The sequence below is a fragment of the Pseudomonas sp. IzPS59 genome (assembly GCF_014863505.1).
In the GTDB taxonomy this organism is placed as follows: Bacteria; Pseudomonadota; Gammaproteobacteria; order Pseudomonadales; family Pseudomonadaceae; genus Aquipseudomonas; species Aquipseudomonas kribbensis.
Genome location: NZ_CP062251.1, coordinates 5,457,576 through 5,478,124 on the forward strand (window position 1 = coordinate 5,457,576; position 20,549 = coordinate 5,478,124).

Annotated in this window: 22 protein-coding genes; 9 read left to right on the plus strand and 13 right to left on the minus strand. The window is 60.1% G+C overall.

The features are described from left to right. Nucleotides 1-4: 4 nt before the first annotated feature. The 3 genes from yjiA to IF189_RS24475 all read right to left on the minus strand — a co-directional run bounded on the left by yjiA (nt 5) and on the right by IF189_RS24475 (nt 3,345). The gene (gene yjiA / locus IF189_RS24465; RefSeq protein ID WP_192552387.1) at nt 5-976 is read right to left on the minus strand and encodes a GTPase; all 972 of its coding nucleotides are present in this window, start codon (nt 974-976) and stop codon (nt 5-7) included. 89 nt (nt 977-1,065) lie between these two features. After that, nucleotides 1,066-1,263 carry a YbdD/YjiX family protein gene (locus IF189_RS24470; RefSeq protein ID WP_003228401.1) on the minus strand — a complete coding sequence of 66 codons (198 nt, stop codon included), beginning with the start codon at nt 1,261-1,263 and terminating at the stop codon, nt 1,066-1,068. 15 nt (nt 1,264-1,278) lie between these two features. Beyond that, entirely contained in the window at nt 1,279-3,345 is a 2,067-nt protein-coding gene (locus tag IF189_RS24475; protein ID WP_192552388.1) for a carbon starvation CstA family protein, read from the minus strand. Nucleotides 3,346-3,503: 158 nt separating this feature from the next. On the opposite strand from IF189_RS24475, the gene IF189_RS24480 reads away from it, so the two are divergent. Continuing rightward, nucleotides 3,504-3,872 carry a PilZ domain-containing protein gene (locus IF189_RS24480; RefSeq protein WP_085712214.1) on the plus strand — a complete coding sequence of 123 codons (369 nt, stop codon included), beginning with the start codon at nt 3,504-3,506 and terminating at the stop codon, nt 3,870-3,872. On the opposite strand, the gene radA is transcribed toward IF189_RS24480, so the two are convergent. Together radA and katB are read right to left on the minus strand one after the other, a co-directional pair. Then, nucleotides 3,873-5,240, minus strand: coding sequence for a DNA repair protein RadA (gene radA, locus IF189_RS24485; protein ID WP_114885656.1), 1,368 nt, complete (start codon nt 5,238-5,240; stop codon nt 3,873-3,875). It lies immediately after the preceding gene. A gap of 143 nt (nt 5,241-5,383) precedes the next feature. Continuing rightward, nucleotides 5,384-6,925, minus strand: coding sequence for a catalase KatB (gene katB, locus IF189_RS24490; RefSeq protein WP_192552389.1), 1,542 nt, complete (start codon nt 6,923-6,925; stop codon nt 5,384-5,386). 284 nt (nt 6,926-7,209) lie between these two features. On the opposite strand from katB, the gene mscL reads away from it, so the two are divergent. After that, a complete protein-coding gene (gene mscL / locus IF189_RS24495; RefSeq protein ID WP_085712217.1) occupies nt 7,210-7,623 on the plus strand; it encodes a large-conductance mechanosensitive channel protein MscL in 414 nt (137 codons plus the stop codon). Between the two features lie 32 nt (nt 7,624-7,655). On the opposite strand, the gene IF189_RS24500 is transcribed toward mscL, so the two are convergent. Continuing rightward, the gene (locus IF189_RS24500; protein ID WP_134828169.1) at nt 7,656-8,432 is read right to left on the minus strand and encodes a ferredoxin--NADP reductase; all 777 of its coding nucleotides are present in this window, start codon (nt 8,430-8,432) and stop codon (nt 7,656-7,658) included. 320 nt (nt 8,433-8,752) lie between these two features. On the opposite strand from IF189_RS24500, the gene IF189_RS24505 reads away from it, so the two are divergent. Then, nucleotides 8,753-9,466 (plus strand): autoinducer binding domain-containing protein, encoded by a 714-nt coding sequence (locus IF189_RS24505; protein ID WP_134828170.1) that lies wholly within the window; start codon nt 8,753-8,755, stop codon nt 9,464-9,466. 165 nt (nt 9,467-9,631) lie between these two features. Next, nucleotides 9,632-10,756 (plus strand): methyltransferase, encoded by a 1,125-nt coding sequence (locus tag IF189_RS24510; protein WP_192552390.1) that lies wholly within the window; start codon nt 9,632-9,634, stop codon nt 10,754-10,756. 69 nt (nt 10,757-10,825) lie between these two features. On the opposite strand, the gene IF189_RS24515 is transcribed toward IF189_RS24510, so the two are convergent. Genes IF189_RS24515 through IF189_RS24525 form a run of 3 tightly spaced genes read right to left on the minus strand, consistent with a single transcriptional unit; the run spans nt 10,826 to nt 13,498 of the window. Next, nucleotides 10,826-10,993 carry a DUF2474 domain-containing protein gene (locus IF189_RS24515; RefSeq protein ID WP_134828172.1) on the minus strand — a complete coding sequence of 56 codons (168 nt, stop codon included), beginning with the start codon at nt 10,991-10,993 and terminating at the stop codon, nt 10,826-10,828. Between the two features lie 57 nt (nt 10,994-11,050). After that, nucleotides 11,051-12,058, minus strand: a complete 1,008-nt coding sequence (gene cydB, locus IF189_RS24520) for a cytochrome d ubiquinol oxidase subunit II (RefSeq protein ID WP_085712221.1) — start codon at nt 12,056-12,058, stop codon at nt 11,051-11,053. A 3-nt stretch (nt 12,059-12,061) separates the two neighbouring features. Next, complete coding sequence (locus tag IF189_RS24525) at nt 12,062-13,498, minus strand: cytochrome ubiquinol oxidase subunit I (RefSeq protein ID WP_192552391.1); 1,437 nt, start codon at nt 13,496-13,498, stop codon at nt 12,062-12,064. A 399-nt stretch (nt 13,499-13,897) separates the two neighbouring features. On the opposite strand from IF189_RS24525, the gene IF189_RS24530 reads away from it, so the two are divergent. From IF189_RS24530 to IF189_RS24540, 3 genes are all read left to right on the plus strand, one after another. Next, nucleotides 13,898-15,136, plus strand: a complete 1,239-nt coding sequence (locus IF189_RS24530) for an MFS transporter (RefSeq protein WP_134828175.1) — start codon at nt 13,898-13,900, stop codon at nt 15,134-15,136. Nucleotides 15,137-15,240: 104 nt separating this feature from the next. Beyond that, entirely contained in the window at nt 15,241-15,519 is a 279-nt protein-coding gene (locus IF189_RS24535) for a type II toxin-antitoxin system RelE/ParE family toxin (protein WP_085697557.1), read from the plus strand. Between the two features lie 14 nt (nt 15,520-15,533). After that, nucleotides 15,534-15,821 (plus strand): HigA family addiction module antitoxin, encoded by a 288-nt coding sequence (locus IF189_RS24540; protein ID WP_102621118.1) that lies wholly within the window; start codon nt 15,534-15,536, stop codon nt 15,819-15,821. Between the two features lie 5 nt (nt 15,822-15,826). Here the strand turns inward: IF189_RS24540 and IF189_RS24545 are convergent, their stop codons facing one another. Beyond that, entirely contained in the window at nt 15,827-16,378 is a 552-nt protein-coding gene (locus IF189_RS24545) for a DJ-1 family glyoxalase III (RefSeq protein WP_134828176.1), read from the minus strand. A 66-nt stretch (nt 16,379-16,444) separates the two neighbouring features. Beyond that, nucleotides 16,445-16,894 (minus strand): DUF4879 domain-containing protein, encoded by a 450-nt coding sequence (locus IF189_RS24550; protein ID WP_134828177.1) that lies wholly within the window; start codon nt 16,892-16,894, stop codon nt 16,445-16,447. A gap of 220 nt (nt 16,895-17,114) precedes the next feature. On the opposite strand from IF189_RS24550, the gene IF189_RS24555 reads away from it, so the two are divergent. Both IF189_RS24555 and trmA read left to right on the plus strand, forming a co-directional pair. After that, complete coding sequence (locus IF189_RS24555; RefSeq protein WP_085712226.1) at nt 17,115-18,410, plus strand: NCS2 family permease; 1,296 nt, start codon at nt 17,115-17,117, stop codon at nt 18,408-18,410. After that, on the plus strand, nt 18,407-19,486 hold the full coding sequence (gene trmA / locus IF189_RS24560) for a tRNA (uridine(54)-C5)-methyltransferase TrmA (RefSeq protein ID WP_192552392.1): 1,080 nt from the start codon (nt 18,407-18,409) through the stop codon (nt 19,484-19,486). The genes IF189_RS24555 and trmA overlap by 4 nt, the downstream gene beginning before the upstream one ends. A 55-nt stretch (nt 19,487-19,541) precedes the next feature. Here the strand turns inward: trmA and IF189_RS24565 are convergent, their stop codons facing one another. After that, nucleotides 19,542-19,988, minus strand: coding sequence for a hypothetical protein (locus IF189_RS24565; RefSeq protein WP_192552393.1), 447 nt, complete (start codon nt 19,986-19,988; stop codon nt 19,542-19,544). Then, nucleotides 19,985-20,413: a DUF4160 domain-containing protein gene (locus tag IF189_RS24570; RefSeq protein WP_134828179.1), complete on the minus strand. Its 429-nt coding sequence runs from the start codon at nt 20,411-20,413 to the stop codon at nt 19,985-19,987. The genes IF189_RS24565 and IF189_RS24570 overlap by 4 nt, the downstream gene beginning before the upstream one ends. Between the last annotated feature and the right edge of the window lie 136 nt (nt 20,414-20,549).

Below are 20,549 nucleotides of genomic sequence, written 5' to 3' on the forward strand. Positions count from 1 at the left end.
ACCCTCAACCTGCCGCGACCCGAGCAAACCCCGCCCGGATCTTCTCTTCCGGCAAATCATCGGCGATAAACACGATCACGCTTTCCCGCGCCTCGCCCTCGGCCCACTCGGTGTCCCAGTCGAAACCGTAAAGCTTCAGCACGCCCTGAAACACCAGCCGCCGATCCTCGCCCGCAATGTTCAGCACGCCTTTGTAGCGCAGCAATTGCTTGCCGTGCTCCTCCAGCAACTCGTTCATGAACTCGCTGAGCTGATCGATATCCAGCGGCTGATCGGTACGCAGCACCAGACTGGAAATCCGGTCGATGGACGGCGCCTTGCTGACCGGTCGCAGACTCACCCCGCCGCCCAGATCGGCATTCAGGTTGAAGCCGCGCACATCGAGCAATTCGGCCAGATCGATGTTGCCGTGCTCGACCACGCGGATCGGTGCACGGCGATTGATGCGGGTCAGGCGTTCGCTGAGCGCGGTGAATGCGGCTTCGTCCACCAGATCGGTCTTGCTCACCAGCAAGCGGTCGGCGAAACCGATCTGCGCCTGGGCGATGGTCTGGGTCAGGTGCAGCTCGGCGTGAGCGGCGTCCACCAGGGTGATGATGCCGTCGAGCAGGTAACGCTCGCGCAGTTCTTCGTCGATGAAAAAGGTCTGCGCCACCGGGGCCGGATCGGCCAGGCCGGTGCATTCGATGACCAGCCGATCGAAGGCGATTTCACCGCTGTCCAGCCGTTCGAGCAACAGGTACAGGGCCTTGGTCAGGTCGGTGTGGATGGTGCAGCAGACGCAGCCGTTGGCCAGGGTCATGACTTGCACCGGCTCGTCGCCCAGTAGTTGGGTGTCGATGCCGGCGTCGCTGAATTCGTTTTCGATCACGGCGATTTTCAGGCCGTGCTCGGCTTTCAACAGATGGCGCAGCAAGGTGGTCTTGCCGGCGCCGAGGAAACCGCTGAGCACCGTGACCGGGATGGGAGAAGACAAACTCGATCTCCTTCAATTGCACAAATAAAAATGGGAGCAGGCCGAAAGACCTGCTCCCACCTCACTTCTGGTGAACCGCGATCAGCGGCTCAACAGCACTTCGGCCCACCCTTGCCACCGTAACGGGCTTCCTGACGTTCGCGAAAGAACATCTCGTAGCTCATCACCGGTTTGTCCGGGTGTTTGGTTTGCATATGCTCGACGTACGTGTCGTAGTCGGGCATGCCGACCATCAGGCGCGCGGCCTGACCGAGGTATTTACCGAGGCGACTCAGGTCATTGAACATGGTGCAATCCTCTGGTTACGCGTCCGGCAGGGCCTGGAATGGCGATTCTTTATCCGTACGCTCTTTTTTGCCCCAGGCGGCGATGCCGACCTTGAGCGCATAGAACAGGATGCTGAATACCACGAACAGGAACAGCGCGGTCAGCGTTGCGTTGGTGTAAGCGTTGAATATCACGTGCTGCATCTGCTCGACGCTCTTGGCCGGTGCGATCACCTGGCCTGCGGCCAGTGCATCGCTGTACTTCTTGGCCAGTGAAAGGAAGCCGACAGCCGGGTTGGCATCGAACAGTTTGATGAAGCCTGCGGTCGTGGTGCAGATCAGCAGCCAGGCCGCCGGCAGCAGGGTGACCCAGATGTAGCGCTGGCGCTTCATCTTGATCAGGACCACGGTGCCGAGCATCAGCGCGATACCGGCCAGCATCTGGTTGGATATACCGAACAGCGGCCACAGGGTGTTGATGCCGCCCAACGGATCGATCACGCCCTGGTACAGCAACCAGCCCCACATCGCCACACAACCGGCGGTGGCGATCAGGTTGGCGGTCCAGGATTCGGTACGCTGCAACGCCGGCACGAAGGAGCCGAGCAGATCCTGCAGCATGAAGCGCCCGGCACGGGTGCCGGCGTCCACAGCGGTCAGGATGAACAGCGCTTCGAACAGGATCGCGAAGTGGTACCAGAACGCCATGGTGTTTTCACCCGGCAGGACACTGTGCAGGATCTGCGCGATACCGACCGCCAGGGTCGGGGCACCACCGGCACGGGCCAGGATGGTGGTTTCGCCGATGTCATGGGCCACGGCTTGCAGCGCATCCGGGGTAATTGCAAAGCCCCAGTTGCTGACTGCAGTTGCAACGGCCACCACATCGCCACCGACCACGGCAGCCGGGCTGTTCATGGCGAAGTACACGCCAGGCTCGATCACCGAAGCGGCAACCATGGCCATGATGGCCACGAACGATTCCATCAGCATGCCGCCGTAACCGATGTAGCGCGCGTTGGTTTCGTTATCGAGCAGCTTCGGCGTGGTGCCGGACGAGATCAGCGCGTGGAAGCCCGATACCGCACCGCACGCGATGGTGATGAACAGGAACGGGAACAGACCGCCCTTCCATACCGGGCCGGTGCCGTCGACGAACTGGGTCAGCGCCGGCATTTTCAGCTCGGGCATGGTGACCAGGATGCCGATCGCCAGGGCGATGATGGTACCGATCTTGAGGAAGGTGGACAGATAGTCACGCGGGGCGAGGATCAGCCAGACCGGCAACACAGCGGCAACGAAGCCGTAACCGATCAGCATCCAGGTGATTTGCACGCCAGTGAAGCTGAAGGCCTTGGCCCACACCGGGTCAGCGGCAATCTGGCCACCGAGCCAGATCGAACCGAGCAACAGAATCACGCCGATCACCGAGATCTCGCCGATGCGGCCCGGACGGATGTAGCGCATGTAGATGCCCATGAACATCGCGATCGGGATGGTCGCCATCACGGTGAAGATGCCCCACGGACTCTCGGCCAGGGCTTTGACGACGATCAGCGCCAGCACCGCGAGGATGATGATCATGATCAGGAAGCAGCCGAACAGGGCAATGGTGCCGGGGATGCGGCCCATTTCTTCACGCACCATGTCGCCCAGGGAACGGCCGTTGCGACGGGTGGACATGAACAGGACCATGAAGTCCTGCACCGCACCCGCCAGCACCACGCCGGCGATCAGCCACAGCGTGCCGGGCAGGTAGCCCATCTGCGCCGCCAGTACCGGGCCGACCAGTGGTCCCGCGCCGGCGATGGCCGCGATGTGGTGTCCGAAGAGAATGTGTTTGTTGGTCGGAACGTAGTCCAGACCGTCGTTGTTGAGCACGGCGGGGGTGGCCCGGCGTGGATCGAGTTGCATCACATTGTTTGCGATGAACAGGCTGTAGTAACGGTACGCAACCAGATAAATGGCCACGGCGGCGACCACGATCCACAAGGCGTTGATCGCCTCGCCTCGGCGCAATGCCACTACGCCCAGGGCGCACGCTCCTACGATTGCCAGCACTAGCCAGGGTAAGTGGCGCAGCGGGCTATTATTATTTTTCATTTTATTATTCCAGCCAGGGTGGACAAGAAAGACAGCCACCTCGAGTTTAGCGCTACTGGCGGCAAAGACCATACCCGACATTGGTCTGACGCCCTGCCCGACTGGCAGCGTTTGACGTGGCGGGTCTATAGTCAGCGTACCGTCAAGAGGATCGCGCCATGAGCGAGCACCCGTCCGAGCGTCGCCGCTTCAAACGTATCGCGTTCGATGCCAGAACCGAATTGAGCCAGGGCGAGTACATCTGGCCGGTGAAGCTGATCGACCTGTCGCTCAAGGGGCTGCTGATCGAACGGCCGGAGCCGTGGCTGGGGGATGAAACGCAGGACTTCAACGTCGACATTCACCTGAGCGACGACACCGACATCCAGATGGACGTGCAACTGGCGCACGACGATCACGGGCAATTGGGCTTCCAGTGCCGGCACATCAGCCTGGAGTCGATCCAGCGCCTGCGCCGCCTGATCGAGCTCAACCTCGGGGATGAGGCCGAGCTCGAACGGGAGCTTGGGGCATTGATGGAACTCTGATTACTCGAAGAGTGAATCCAGCGCCTGCTCCAGACGCGTCACCGCAATGATCTGCAACCCTGCCGGTGCTTCTTTTGGCGCGTTACCCTTGGGCACGATCGCGCGCTTGAAGCCGTGCTTGGCGGCTTCCTTCAAACGCTCCTGACCGCTCGGCACCGGGCGTACTTCGCCGGACAGGCCGACTTCGCCGAACACCAGCAAGTCATGAGGCAACGGCCGGTTGCGCAGGCTCGACATGACGGCAGCCATCAGCGCCAGGTCGGACGCGGTCTCCAGCACTTTCACCCCGCCAACCACGTTGAGGAACACGTCCTGATCGTGGGTCGGAATGCCGCCATGCCGGTGCAGCACCGCCAGCAACATCGCCAGACGGTTCTGATCCAGACCCAGCGTGACCCGACGCGGGTTGGCCAGGTGACTGTCATCCACCAGCGCCTGGACTTCCACCAGCATCGGCCGGGTGCCTTCCCACGTTGCCATCACCACGCTGCCCGGGACTTCTTCCTGAGCGCGTGTGAGAAAAATCGCCGAAGGGTTGGAGACTTCTTTCAGGCCCTTGTCGGTCATGCCGAACACGCCCAACTCGTTGACGGCGCCGAAACGGTTTTTCACCGCCCGCAGCAGACGCAAACGGCCATCGGACTCGCCTTCGAAATACAGCACGGTGTCGACCATGTGTTCCAGAACGCGCGGGCCGGCCAATGCGCCTTCCTTGGTCACGTGGCCAACGAGGAAAATCGCCGTGCCACTTTGCTTGGCGTAACGCACCAGCAACGCCGCACTTTCGCGCACCTGGGACACGCCGCCCGGTGCCGATTGCAGTTGTTCGGTGAAGATCGTCTGGATCGAGTCGATCACCATCACCTTGGGTTTTTCCTGGCGGGCGGTGGCGATGATGGTTTCGATGCAGGTTTCGGTCATGACCCGCAGTTGATCCTGCGGCAGCCCAAGTCGACGTGCGCGCATGGCGACTTGCTGCTGGGATTCCTCACCGGTGACGTACAGCGCCGGCATGCTCTTGGCGAGGTTGCACAGGGTCTGCAGCAGAATCGTCGACTTGCCGATGCCGGGATCGCCGCCGATCAGCACCACCGAGCCGTCCACCAGACCGCCGCCAAGTACTCGGTCCAGTTCGCCGGAGGCTGTGGAAAAACGCGGAATCTCTTCAATGCTGACTTCGGCCAGGGTCTTGATCTGGGCTTGCTGCCCTGCCCAACCGGTGCGCCCGCTCGGGGCGGCGGCACCGCCGCTCTCGACCATGGTTTCGGTCAGGGTGTTCCAGGCGCCGCACTCGCCGCACTGCCCGGCCCACTTGGGAAAGGTTGCGCCGCACTCGGTGCAGCCGTACATGCGCTTGGCCTTGGCCATCTGAACCCCCGGCAAAAACCGCGATGATAACGCAGCCTTCACCGATCAGCGCGGCGCGCCGGTGCGGATTTCCCCGCTGGCCAGACGCGCGGCGCTGTTGTCGATCAAACCCCGGCGATTGCCGGGGATTGAAAGGACGGGAATCAGTCGGCCAGTTTGGCCGCCAGCGCCTTGACCCGATCCAGATTGCCCTTGGCCACTTTGGTTACGCCGGCGCCGTACTCCGGATCGGCCTTGTAGAGGAAGGACAGCATGATGTGCTTGCTCTCGTCATCGGTGCTCGCCAATGACCCACCGAAGCTCTCGATCAGATCCTGGCGTTCCTTCTTGCTGAACGAACGGTACAGATCACCAGCCTGCCTGAAGTTCTGTTCGCGCTGGATCTTCGCCTGTTGCGTGCTGCCCTGCAGAGCGGTCTGGCTATAACGTGCGCTTTGCGTTTCTTCACGCGGTTGCAGGCGGCTTGGCTGGTAGTTGACACCCGAATGGCTTGCGCCGGCATTCATCGCGCCGTCCTGATTGCCATTGTTGACCGCCACTTTCGCAGCATTGATCGGCAATTGCAGAGCATTGGCGCCAAGGCGATACATCTGGGTGTCGGCATAGGCAAATATCCGGCCTTGCAACAAACGATCTTCAGATGGCTCGATTCCCGGCACAACATTCGAGGGCGCCATGGCCACTTGTTCAGTTTCCTGGAAGACATTCGAAGGGTTACGGTTCAAGACCATTTGTCCAACTCTTCGCTCCGCAATACCGGGCCAGATCTTGGTTGCATCAAGAGGATCGAAATCAAACTTAGACAAGTCTTGCGGTTTCAGAACCTGAATGTACAAGTCCCACTTCGGAAAGTTACCTTTTTCGATATTCGCCACCAGGTCATTTGTCATATGACTGTAGTCGCGCCCCTGAACTTTCACGACTTGTTCAGGATCGAGATTTTTGATCCCCTGCAAACTTTTCCAGTGAAACTTGACGTAATGCACTTCCCCCTTGTCGTTGATCAACTTGTAGGCATGCACACTGTTGCCGTCCATTTCACGATAACTGGCCGGCGTCCCTGAGTTGGAATACAACTCGGTCAATGTACGAGTGGCTTCAGGTACATGGGAGAAGAAGTCGAAGCGGCGGGAATCATCATCCAGATTGGTGCGTGGATCCGGTTTGAAGGCATGCACCATGTCCGGAAACTTGATCGCATCGCGGATGAAGAATGTCGGGAAGTTGTTACCGACCAGATCCCAGTTGCCGTCAGCGGTGTAGAACTTGGTCGCGAAGCCCCGTGGGTCACGCAACGTTTCCGGAGAGTGGTTGCCGTGCACCACGGCCGAGAAACGCACAAACACCGGTGTGACCTGGCCGGCGGTAAACACCTTGGCCTTGCTCAGGTCGCTCAAGTCGTTGGTCGCCGTGAACGTGCCATGAGCACCGGTGCCCCGGGCATGCACCACACGCTCGGGAATACGCTCGCGATCGAAGCGCTGCAGCTTCTGGATCAGTTGCACATCCTGTAACAGCACCGGGCCGCTGGCACCGGCGGTTTGCGAGTTCTGGTTGTCGCCCACCGCTGCACCGTTGTCCCGGGTCAGGGGTGCGGCGCTTACGGAAAAGGACAGCAGGCTGGCGGCCAATACGCCGACGGTACGGCGGAGGGGAAATCCCCCTGAGGCAAGCATGGAATTCATTTCAGGTTCCTCTGTTGTTTGAGGCGCATCCAGGTGCGCCAACCAGAGGCTAGAGAGTCACGACGGCGAACATAAATAGAAAATCCACACTCCCGTGATTGAGAAAAATAGCTTCTCGATCAGGGCCTTACGGAGTAATTCGCGCGCGATTAGTGGCACTTTGCAAACTAATCGCGAATTGATGTGTCGATAAAAGCGAGCATTGTAAGAAGGTGTTTCGCGCAGGACGCGTTTTGCTGATTTACACTGCGTACACCAAACTCATCTGTAACAAGGAAATAACTATGGGCGTGCTCAGCGAGTTCAAGGCCTTCGCGGTCAAAGGCAATGTGGTCGACATGGCCGTCGGTATCATCATCGGTGCGGCCTTCGGCAAAATCGTTTCGTCGTTTGTCGGTGATGTGATCATGCCGCCAATCGGCCTGCTGATCGGTGGGGTGGACTTCAGTGACCTGGCGATAACCCTGAAAGCCGCCGAGGGCAGCGCCCCTGCGGTCGTGATGGCCTACGGCAAGTTCATCCAGAGCATCCTGGACTTCATCATCGTCGCCTTCGCGATTTTCATGGGCGTCAAAGCCATCAACCGCCTGAAACGTGAAGAAGCCGTCGCTCCGACCTTGCCGCCGGTGCCGACCAAGGAAGAAGAACTGCTGGGTGAGATCCGCGATCTGCTCAAGGCCCAGAACAACCGGCCTTGAAGACTGAAACGGCGCCTGAGGGCGCCGTTTCCTTACCAGTAGTTTTCCACCGCCACCTGCCCTGGCCGCCGCGTCAGGCTGAGGCTCATGCCCCGCTGCTTGAGCAGGGCCCGGGTGTCATCGATCATCTGCGGATTGCCGCAGAGCATGACCCGCGAATGGGCTGGATCCAGCGCCACACCTGCCGCCTGCTCCAGCTCGCCGCTTTCGATGAGGGTAGTAATGCGCCCGTTCAGGGCACCGGCATGCGGCTCGCGCGTCACCACGGGGATGAACTGAAACTTGTGAGCGTACTCGGCCAGGTAGTCGCGCTGCATAAGTTCGGCGATCAGCTGTTGATAAGCCAGTTCCCGCGCCTCCCGCACGCTATAGACGAGGATGATCCGTTCGAATTTCTCCCACACCTCAAAGTCCTGCAGGATCGACAGAAACGGCGCCACCCCGGTGCCTGTGGATAACAGCCAGAGGTCCCGGCCATCAACGAACCGGTCCAGCGTCAGATAGCCGAAGGCCTGGCGATCCACCAGCAATGTATTGCCCGCCTTGAGCCGGCTCAGCTCACTGGTGAACTCCCCGCCGGGCACCACAATGGAAAAGAACTCGAGGAACTCATCGAACGGTGAAGAGACCATGGAATAAGCCCGCCATACCGTAGTGCCGTCATCCTTGGTCACTCCGAGCCTGGCAAACTGTCCGGCGCGAAAACGGAAACCTGCGTCTCGGCTCGTACGCAACGTGAACAGGCTCGGGGTCAGCGGTTTTACATCAAGCAAGGTCTGGCGACTGAATTTTTCTGCGCTGGCGGTCATCGGTAACTCCCTCGGCTATGGCCATAGTGTCACGCACAGGCGCTCAATAAAAAACCTACGGTTTGTAGTGATTTAATAGATATTTCATGTTTTGATGAGAAAGTTACGCAAATAGGTACTAGCGAATTGACACCTCGTAAATATCAAATGACGGAGTCAACCTAATAAACAAATGCGGCTAATCACAAACGACTAATTTCCTCCTATCTAAGAGCAAAAAATTCCAAACACTTGTGTAGGAAACATCCTACACTCCTTTCCGTGCACGACTCTTGGATCCAAGATCGCACCCCTGCGAAAAAGTCTCGGAGAAACTTCGAATGGAAATTTGGAAGGAGTCGCAGATAAAGCAGCTGACTTTCGCCACGAGAGTCGACACTGCTTACCCGATTCTGCTGACATTTGCCAATAACATAGGCTTCCAGTTTTGTGGAGTTTCAGTCAGCTCGCCTGATCGAAACACACTGCCAAAGCCCTTGCGTATCAATAACTACCCGCCCGCCTGGAATAAACAATATGAAGAGGAAAATCACTGGGAGTTTGACCCGGTAGTAGCACACTGCAATCGTTCAATGCTGCCCATTACATGGAGCAAAGAACTATTCTCAAAAACACCAAAGTTGTGGGAGTCGTTAAAAGAACAGGGACTGGAGCACGGCTGGTCGCAATCCTTTCATCACGAGGAAAGCGGCCTGTGCAGCATTCTCAGCCTGGCCCGGACTCACAGCCCGATCACGTCGATCGAATTGTACGAACATTTTGGCTACATGTTTTACGTCACCAGCCATCTGAGCGAATTGTTCGCCCGTACGCTGCCTTCACGAACCGAGAAGGCCCGGCCGCCTCGACTGTCTACACGGGAGGTGGAAGTGCTCAAGCTCTGTGCTTCCGGCAAGACGGCCTATGAAACCGCGAGGATCCTGAGCCTGAGTGAGCGCACCGTGAACTATCACGTGCAAAACGTGATCGTGAAAATGAACGTCTGCAACAAGATCTCTGCAGTCATCGCTGCCGCGAAGGCAGGGATCATCTAGTCGACAGCACCGAAAACAAGCAAGTAAAGCAGCCGAAAAAAAAGTACCATTTGCGACCTTCCTGAGTGATGACGCGTATCTTCGCGCCGCTGTCCACTCGGACGGTTCCGCCGCACGATACCCTGGGCCGCGGGACACCCGTCGATTACCCAGAGTCCCCGCCCCATGCCCTTGCTCGATACGCCTTTCGCCCAGCTTGATCTGATCCGCCAGCCCGAACAGCAGAACGAACCGCTGCAAGCCTTCGATGCAGCCGACGAATACCTGCTCAATCATCTGGCTGAACAGAATCTGCCGGTCGAGACACGGGTTCTGGTGCTCAACGACAGTTTCGGCGCACTGGCCATCAGCCTCTTGGGCAAAGTGCAGATCAGCACCAGCGGTGATTCGTTCCTGGCGTTTCAGGGCCTGGAAAAGAACCTGTTGCGCAATGGGCAGGCGTTCGATGCTCTGCACGGCATTCCCGCCAGTGAGCCGTTGATCGGACCATTCGACCGCGTACTGATACGTGTACCGAAAACCCTCGCGCTGCTGGAAGAACAACTGATTCGCCTGCAAGGTCAACTGGCGCCCGGTGCACAAGTTGTGGCGGCAGCGATGGTCAAGCATTTGCCCCGCGCCGCCGGTGATCTGCTGGAACGCTACATCGGCCCGGTCCAGGCGTCACTGGCGGTGAAGAAGGCACGCTTGCTGATCGCCACGCCTGAGGCAAAGGCTCCGACCGCCTCGCCTTATCCGACCCGCTATCGCCTCGACGAACCGGCCATCGAACTGCTCAACCACGCCAACGTGTTTTGCCGTGAAGGGCTGGATATCGGGACTCGCGCCTTTCTCCCGCACCTGCCCAAAAACCTCGGCTCGGCGCGAGTCGCCGACCTTGGCTGCGGTAACGGCGTACTGGCCATCGCCAGCGCCCTGCAAAACCCCGATGCGCATTACACGCTGGTGGACGAATCGTTCATGGCCGTGCAATCCGCCGCCGAAAACTGGCGCGCGGCGTTGGGTGAACGTGAGGTAATCGTGCGCGCAGGCGACGGTCTGGCCGGGCAGGAAGCGCAGTCGCTGGACGTAGTGTTGTGCAACCCGCCGTTCCACCAGCAACAGGTGGTCGGCGACTTCCTCGCCTGGCGCATGTTCCAGCAAGCGCGTGAAGCGTTGGTGGTTGGCGGTGCGTTGTACATCGTCGGCAACCGTCATCTGGGTTATCACAGCAAACTGGCGCGGCTGTTCCGGGGTGTCGAACAAGTGGCAGCGACACCGAAGTTCGTGATTCTCAAAGCGCGCAAATAATCCGGGCAAAAAAAACCCTCCGGCCGGAGGGTCAAAAATCCGTGCCGCAAGGCGACGGGATGGGAAATTTCAGTGCGTGGTCAGGCCTGCGGCGTTCATGAACATGCGCATCAGGCTGGCGACGATGAACAGGGCACCGACGCTGCCGACCCAGATCATGGCCAACCAGCCGAGCCGCTGCCACAGCGGCTTTTTTTCGGCTTCTTCAATGTCGTGCAGGGAATGTTTGCCGCTCATGCTCTCATCCTCCGGTTAAGGGAAATGGCGCCGCTGTCGGCGCCATCGTGATCAGCCCTAGTGATAACCGTCTTCATGGGTGACCTTGCCGCGGAACACGTAGTAGCTCCAGAAGGTGTAACCCAGGATGAACGGGATGATGAACAGCGTACCCACCAGCATGAAGCCCTGACTCTGCGGCGGTGCGGCGGCATCCCAGATCGAGATCGACGGCGGCACGATGTTCGGCCACAGGCTGATGCCCAGACCGCTGTAGCCGAGGAAGATCAGCACCAGGGTCAGCAGGAACGGCATGTAGTTGGCATTGCGTGCCACCGCGCGAATCAGTCCGTACATCGTCACCAGCACCAGGATCGGCACCGGCATGAACCAGAACAGGTTCGGCATGCTGAACCAGCGCGTCGCGATTTCCGGATGGGCCAGCGGCGTCCACAGGCTGACGATGCCGATCACTGCCAGCAACACGAAGGCCAGCGGACGCGCCAGGTCATGCATCTGCTCCTGCAGCTTACCTTCGGTCTTCATGATCAGCCAGGTGCAGCCGAGCAAGGCATACGCCACCACCAATGCAGCGCCGCAGAACAGCGTGAACGGCGTCAGCCAGTCCAGTGATCCGCCGGCATATTGCCGGTTGACCACGGGCAAGCCGTCGATGAACGCGCCAAGCGCCACGCCCTGGAAGAACGTCGCCGCCACCGAACCACCGATGAAGGCCTTGTCCCACAGGTGACGCTTGGCGTCCTTGGCCTTGAAGCGGAACTCGAACGCCACGCCACGGAAAATCAGCCCGATCAGCATGAAAATCAGCGGCAGGTACAGCGCCGACAGCACTACCGAGTAGGCCAGCGGAAAGGCGCCGAACAACGCCGCACCGCCCAGTACCAGCCAGGTTTCATTGCCGTCCCATACCGGTGCGACGGTGTTCATCATCACGTCGCGGTCGGTCTTGCCGGGGATGAACGGGAAGAGAATCCCGATCCCCAGGTCGAAGCCGTCCATGACCACGTACATCATGATCCCGAAGATGATGATCACGGCCCAGATCAGCGGAAGATCAATACCCATGATTCAAATCTCCTTGGTCAGGCTGCGGTCGTGTTCGGCGCCATCGTCGTCGGCAGCGGACAACGGACGGGCCGGCGTGCGTTTCTGGCCAGGACCACCGTCGTTGGTTTCCTTGCCTTCGTCGGTCTTCGGCCCTTTGCGCACCAGGCGCATCATGTAGCCCAGACCCGCACCGAACAGCGCGAAGTACACCACCACAAACATGATCAGCGTGATGCTCATCTGCATGAAGCTGTGATTGGAGGACGCATCCGCCGTGCGCATCAAGCCGTAGACCACCCACGGCTGACGACCGATTTCAGTGGTGAACCAGCCCGCCAGAATCGCGATCAGGCCGGACGGCCCCATCCACAACGCCAGGTACAGGAACGGCCGCGAGGTGTAGAGCGTGTCGCGCTTGCGCAGCCACAAGCTCCAGAGGCCGGTGAAGATCATCAGGAAGCCGAGGCCGACCATGATCCGGAACGACCAGAACACGATGGTCGAGTTAGGCCGGTCTTCAGGCGGAAATTCCTTGAGCGCCGGGACTTGTTTGTCCAGCGAGTGGGTCAGGATCAGGCTGCCGAGGTACGGGATCTCGACGGCATATTTGGTTTTCTCTTCCTTCATGTCCGGCCAGCCGAACAGGATCAGCGGCGTGGCTTCGTTACCGACGTTTTCCCAGTGACCTTCGATTGCGGCGATTTTCGCCGGTTGATGCTTGAGGGTATTGAGGCCGTGGAAGTCGCCGATGACCGCCTGGATCGGCGCAACGATCAATGCCATCCACATCGCCATCGACAGCATGGTGCGGATCGCCGGGTTATCCTTGCCGCGCAGCAGATGCCAGGCCGCCGACGAGCCGACGAAGAATGCCGTTGCGACGAACGCCGCAGTCGCCATGTGCATCAGGCGATAGGGGAACGAAGGGTTGAACACGATTGCCAGCCAGTCGGTCGGGATCACCTGACCGTTGACGATCTCGAAGCCCTGCGGCGTCTGCATCCAGCTGTTGGACGCGAGAATCCAGAAGGTCGAAATCAACGTACCGATGGCCACCATCACCGTGGCGAAGAAGTGCAGTTTGCGTCCGACCTTGTTCCAGCCGAACAGCATCACTCCGAGGAAACCGGCTTCGAGGAAGAACGCCGTGAGCACCTCGTAGGTCAGCAAAGGTCCGGTGACGGAACCGGCGAAGTCCGAGAAACGGCTCCAGTTGGTGCCGAACTGGTAGGCCATGACCAGCCCCGAGACCACGCCCATGCCGAAGTTGACGGCAAAGATCTTCGACCAGAAATGGTAGAGATCGCGGTAGGTGTCGTTGCCGGTTCTCAGCCACAGGCCTTCCAGCACCGCGAGATAGCTCGCAAGACCGATGGTGATTGCCGGGAACAGGATGTGGAACGAGATGGTGAACGCGAACTGGATTCGGGCGAGATCTAGTGCCTCTAAACCGAACATAAGCTTTCCTCTATCAGATAACGGTTCCAAGGCTGGCGGCCTTGAACCACTGCCCCCACGGGTATGGAGTGCGGCGAACTCGGATTCGTTCTTCTTTTTACAGGCATCGCGACGCAGGGAGTCTGCCGACGGGTCCGGGATCGGTTCCGCGAAGGGTCTTGATCTGGATCAATCAACGTAGAAAGAGTAGTCCCATTTCCGACGGGGAACCGCGTGGTCTTTTGCCGCGTGACAAGTTGCCTCACAGATCTGGCAACGCTCTGAAATACATCCCTGGCCGTGATCGCTGTACGGACGCGGAAAATCGATGTCTGGCTAACTAAATTTTTCGTCATGGCAACTTCCTGTTACAGACTGGTGATAATCTCGCGATTCCCCTCGATCAAGACCGGCCCGCAGATGCCCAGCCAAGAGCCCTTGCTGTTACGCCACCACCGTCCGTTTCTTGCGTTCTGGTTTGCCCGGATCTTCACCGCCAGCGGCTTCCAGATGCTCACCGTGGCCATCGGCTGGAACCTCTATCAACTGACCGGCAACGTGCTCGATCTTGGCCTGGTCGGTTTGGTGGAATTCGCCCCACGGGTGATGTTCATGCTGCACACCGGCCACGTTGCCGATCGTTACGACCGGCGCAAGGTCGCGGCCATCTGTCAATCGTTGCAGGCGTTGATCGCCCTGGCACTGGCCATCGGCAGCGCTACCGACCATGTCACCCGGGAAATGATCTTTATCCTGGCGTTCCTTCTGGGTGCTGCGCGCTCCTTCGAAATGCCGACCACCCAGGCGCTGCTGCCGAGCATCGTGCCCAGTGCGCTGTTCCCCCGAGCGGTCGCCGCGGCGCAGTCGGCGCAGCAATCGGCAACCATCGTCGCCCCGGCCCTTGGCGGTCTGCTTTATGCCTTCGGCAGCGTCTGGGTGTATGGCCCGACCGTCGTTCTGTACGTGATTGCCTGCACGTTGATGCTCAACCTGCCCGCACGACAGACCCCGTTGAACAAGGGCAAGGCGACGCTGGACTCGTTGCTGGCGGGGATTCGCTTTATCCGCAGCCGCCCGGACATCCTCGGCGCGATCTCGCTGGATCTGTTCGCCGTGCTGCTCGGCGGCGCCACGGCCTTGTTGCCGGTGTTCGCCAAGGACATCCTGCTGACCGGGCCGTGGGGGCTGGGTTTGCTGCGTTCGGCGCCGGCGGTAGGGGCGTTGATGATGTCGCTGTTCCTGGCGCGCTTCGCCGTCGAACGCAACGTCGGCCGGGTGATGTTCACTGCGGTCGGCGTATTCGGTGTGGCCACCATCGCCTTCGGACTGTCGACCTCGTTCTGGTTCTCGCTGGCGGTGCTGGTGGTACTCGGCGCGGCGGACATGATCAGCATGGTAATCCGCGCCTCCTTCGTACAACTGGAAACCCCGGACGAAATGCGCGGCCGGGTCAGCGCGGTGAACGGCCTGTTCATCGGCGCCTCGAACCAGCTGGGCGAATTCGAATCCGGCCTCACCGCCCACTGGTTCGGCACCGTGCCAGCGGTGGTGATGGGCGGCATCGGTACGTTGGTGGTGACCGGGACCTGGATCAAACTGTTCCCGACCCTGGCCAACCGCGACCGGATGCATGTGCCGGTGGAAGAGGTGAAGGCTTAGCTACACGGGTTTCACCAGCGGAGCCCCCCCAAGCACAAATAGCTCGAAAAGATGCGGTACATAGATATCGCATTGAGTGTAATGTATCGCCTTACACTCGCCCCATGATCAAATCCTTTCAGCACAAAGGCCTTCGCGGCTTCTATGAAACCGGTTCGACTCGTGGGATTCGTGCCGATCACGCTAAACGGCTGTCGCGCATGCTGCAGTTCATGGATCGGGCCGCCGTTCCGGGGGATCTGGATCTTCCCGGTTGGCGTCTGCATCCACTGAAAGGGGAGCTTTGCGAATACTGGTCACTCAGTGTGTCCGGGAACTGGCGGGTTATCTTTCGATTTGCAGGGTCGGATATCGAACTGGTTGATTATCTGGATTACCACTGACAGGAGGCAGGCTCATGCCCATGCACAACCCGCCACACCCCGGTGAAACACTGCTGATGGATGTATTGCCGGAGCTTGGGATCAGCGTTACCGAATTGGCTCGGCATCTTGGATTCGCTCGTCCCCACCTTTCTCGTGTCCTGCACGGGCATGCGCCGATCAGCCCGGATCTGGCCGTCCGTCTGGAACGCGCGGGGATTGGCAAGGCTCGTATGTGGCTAGGCGTTCAAACCGATTACGACCTTTGGCAAGCCGAGCACCGTGAGCAGCCAGCCATTCAGCGAATCGCCGCTCACGCCTGACCCTCTCAGGCCAGCAACTCTCCCGCTACCTTCGATCTGGCGGCCTTGCCCGCCAGTTGCTCGACCAGCGTCAGCGCAAATGCCAGCGCGGCGCCGGAACCCTGGGCGGTGATGCAATTGCCGTCGACCACCACCGGTTGATCGACGAAGGTGCAACCGGACAATTGATGGCTGGTTGTGGGCAGGCAGGTCATGCGGCGTTGGCGTAATACACCGAAGCTTTGCAGGGCGATTGCCGGGGCTTCGGCGATGGCGGCGAACAGTCGTCCGGCGCTGGCCTGGTCCTTTAGTAATTGTTGCAGGGGCTGATGGGCCGACAGATGTTGTGCGCCGACAGCGCCACCGGGCAGGACGATCAGGTCGAAGGTCTGGGCCAGCACATCAATGAGCATGCCGTCGGCGGTCAGTCGTGTGCCTCGGGCGCAGGTCAGCATGCGCCGTCCCTCGATGCTGGCCGCCATCACTTCGATACCGGCCCGGCGCAGCACGTCGATCAGGGTCACGCTTTGCAGATCATCGATGCCCTCGGCGAGGGTAATCAGGGCTCTAAAGGTCATGGGCGCCATCCGCTGGGTGATCTTTAAAGCGTAGTCAGCTTTGCCCTGCCCTGTTCGCGGCAGCCGTTACTTGATGTAAAGCTGGCTCGACATCGTGTTGCGTGGAGCGTTGATCGAGGTGTTGCTGAACGTGAAAGTGCCCTCCTGCCGACCGGCCAGATCGAAGGTATAGAGAGAGCCGACGGTTTTACTGCCGGGTGTGCACTCGGTCAGATTGCCGTTATCAAAGGCGCACACAGGGCTTCGCGTGCCGTTTACTTCAAAGCCGTCCATTGCCGCCTGGGGCTGGCTCTGGCCGTAGCCGATTTCCAGCACATAGACCTTGATGCCCGGGCCGCTATGATCGCAACGGGTCTGCACCTGACCGTCGGTAATGTCTTCGAGCCCGCAAGACGGCGACTGCACCTTGATGACCTTCACCTCGCTCAGCGGCGCCGCCGACGCCGCGTGCGCTACGGGAGCCCCGGCCAGCAACAGTGCGATCAATCCGCCAGCCTTCATCCAATGCTTGTTCATGCGATCCATTCCCCAGAAATCAGCGCGCAGTATGGCCGGTTTGGCGGCGACACAAAACTTCGCCGACGATCGATACCAACATCCGCCATATTCCTCACGCTGCTGGTATGATGCGCGGCTTTTTCCGGCCCACCACAATTTTCCAGGCGCTTGCGACGGTCTGTGCTTTGCTGTTGAGGTCGATACATTCACGGCGCCACGCGCGCCACGGGGAGCAGACATGCTGGAAAGGCTGTTTCAACTCAAGGCACACAACACCAACGTGCGGACCGAGATTCTGGCGGGCGTCACGACCTTCCTGGCCATGGCCTACATTCTGTTCGTCAACCCGAGCATCCTCGGCGAGACCGGCATGGACAAGGGCGCGGTGTTCGTCGCCACGTGTCTGGCAGCCGCCATCGGCTCCACGGTCATGGGCCTGATCGCCAACTACCCGATTGCCCTCGCACCTGGCATGGGCCTGAACGCCTTCTTCACCTACACCGTCGTGCTGCACATGGGCCACACCTGGCAAGTGGCGCTGGGCGCGGTGTTCATCTCGGCCGTGTGCTTCTTCCTGCTGTCGATCTTCCGTATCCGTGAATGGATCATCAACAGCATCCCGCTGCCGCTGCGTTCGGCGATTGCCGCCGGTATCGGCCTGTTCCTGGCGCTGATCGCCCTGCACAACGCCGGCATCGTGGTCAGCAACCCGGCGACCATGGTCGGCCTCGGTGACCTGAAACAACCGGCTCCGATCCTCGCCACTCTCGGTTTCGCCCTGATCGTAGCCCTTGAAGCCTTGAAAGTGCGCGGCGCGGTGCTGATCGGCATTCTCGCGGTGACCATCGTCTCGATCGTGATGGGTTTCACCCCGTTCGGTGGCGTGACGTCGATGCCACCTTCGCTGGCCCCGACCTTCCTGCAACTGGACATCAAGGGCGCACTGGACATCGGTCTGGTCAGCGTGATCTTCGCCTTCCTGTTCGTCGACCTGTTCGACAACTCCGGCACTTTGATCGGCGTCGCCAAGCGCGCCGGCCTGATGGGCAAGGACGGGCACATGCCGAAAATGGGCCGTGCGCTGATCGCCGACAGCACGGCGGCAATGGCCGGCTCGCTGCTGGGCACCTCGACCACCACCAGCTACATCGAATCTGCTGCAGGCGTGAGCGCCGGCGGCCGCACCGGCCTGACCGCCATCGTCGTCGCGATCCTGTTCCTGCTGGCGCTGTTCTTCTCGCCACTGGCCGCCAGCGTGCCGGCCTTTGCCACCGCGCCAGCGCTGCTGTTCGTCGCCGTGCTGATGACTTCGGGCCTGGCAGAAATAGAATGGGACGACATCACAGTCGCCGCGCCGGTCGTGGTCACCGCCCTGGCGATGCCTTTCACCTATTCCATCGCCAACGGCATCGCCTTCGGCTTCATCGCCTGGACCGCGATCAAACTGCTGTCCGGCCGCGCCCGCGAGCTGAACCCGGCGCTGGTGATCCTGTCGATTCTGTTCGTGATCAAGCTGGGTTGGTTCAACGCATGACTTTCGATTCCCAGGCCTACGCCGCACAACTCGAAGACAAGGTCACGCGCCTGCGTGACCTGCTGGCCCCGTTCGATGCGCCGGAACCAACGGTGTTCGACTCGCCGCTGCAGAACTTCCGCCTGCGCGCCGAATTCCGCCTGTGGCGCGAGGGCGGTGAGCGGCATTACGCGATGTTTTCCCAGGACGACAAGCGCACGCCGATCCTGATCGAGGAATTCCCGATCGCCAGCCTGCGCATCAACCAGCTGATGCCGCAATTGAAAGCGGCCTGGCAGGCCAGCGCGGCGCTGAGCCACAAGCTGTTCCAGGTGGAGTTTCTGACCACCCTGGCTGGCGATGCGATGATCACCCTGTGCTATCACCGTCCACTGGACGAGCACTGGCACGCGGCGGCCACCAAACTGTCGGCAGACCTGGGCGTCAGCATCATCGGTCGCTCCAAGGGAAAGCGCGAAGTGCTCGGCCTCGATTACGTGGTCGAGAAACTGGAAGTCGGCGGTCGCACCTTCAGCTATCGCCAACCGGAAGGCGCGTTCACTCAGCCCAACGGCACCGTGAACCAGAAGATGCTCAACTGGGCATACGAGGCACTGGGCGATCGCAGCGATGATCTGCTGGAGCTGTACTGCGGCAACGGCAACTTCACCCTGCCGCTGGCGACTCGCGTGCGCAAAGTGCTGGCCACGGAAATCAGCAAGACATCAGTCAACGCTGCTTTGAGCAACCTGGCCGAAAACGCTGTGGATAACGTTACGCTGGTGCGCCTGTCCGCCGAAGAGCTGACCGAAGCCCTGAACGAAGTCCGGCCGTTCCGCCGGCTGCAAGGCATCGACCTGAAAAGCTACGAGTTCGGCAGCGTGTTCGTTGATCCGCCACGGGCCGGCATGGATCCGGACACCTGCGAACTGACCCGTCGCTTCGACAACATCCTGTACATCTCCTGCAACCCGGAGACCCTGGCGGCCAACATCGCCCAACTGCACGACACGCACCGCATCACCCGCTGCGCGTTGTTCGACCAGTTCCCGTGGACTCACCACATGGAATCCGGCGTGCTGTTGACCCGGCGTTGATCGCCGGTGCCAGATACAAGAAAGCCGTCCTGACCGACGGCTTTTTTGTGCCCGCTCATGACACAGGATCGACTTTGCGCGGGCGCCCGCCCTTCCTGCCGTTGGCCCGTGCGGCTTCAGCCTTCGCGGTGCTGCTCTGGCGGCCATTGCGGGAAGCGATCACCGAGGCAGCCATGGCCATCAATGGCTGACTGGCCGAGATCATGCCGGCGATGGAAACCTGCAGATCCTTGCCATCGTGGCACAGCGCGGTGCCGGCAAATCCGACGTTCAATCCGGTGAAGTCTTCCGGTTCGAAATCATCGAATTCACGGTAAAGATTCACCGGCAGCAGCACGCCGCTGTCGTCTTCAAAGTGGATCACCAGACACGGTTTCTGAAAGGCCACCGACACGGCTTGCAGGCTGCTGCGACGACGCACGCCGCCACGGTCGACTGCCTCGTCCAGACGTTTTTCCGTGACGGGGCGATCCGCGTGCAGCGTGGCTTTGACTGTTTTCATAATTCTATTTCCACTCCTTCGTGGGCGCCGACCAGGGCCAACAGGGTTTTGTTGACCTCCGGCTCGTAATACGCCGATCCAATCCTGAAGCTTGTGCTGGCGACCTCCCGCAGAACCGCCACCTGGTTCGACTGCCCGTCCCACCATTGATTATCGAGACAGGCCGTACGCAATCGAGTCCACCAGATCCAGCGAGCCCGCCTCAGATGATCGGTTTCACGCAGCGACTGGCGCAGCCCTTCAAGCAGGCTAACCGGCGGTCGATGCGACAGCGGCACCACATCCCACAGTTCAACGCCGTTGTGCCAGAAACTGAATTTGAAGCGGGCGCTCCAGGCGCCTGCATCCACATGTGCGTGGGGCGGACAATGTTCGTCATGCAACATGATCACCACTGACAGTCCTTTGTAACTGCATACCTTCATGCTACCCATCCGTTAGGTTTAAAGTTTCAACACTTGCCATTCCCTGGCAAATCCGACCACCGGCGCCAACGCCCACTGTGGCCGTTACCTTTCGAGCCTAGTGCGGCAGCCGCAAAAGCCCCGCGCAAAATGGTAA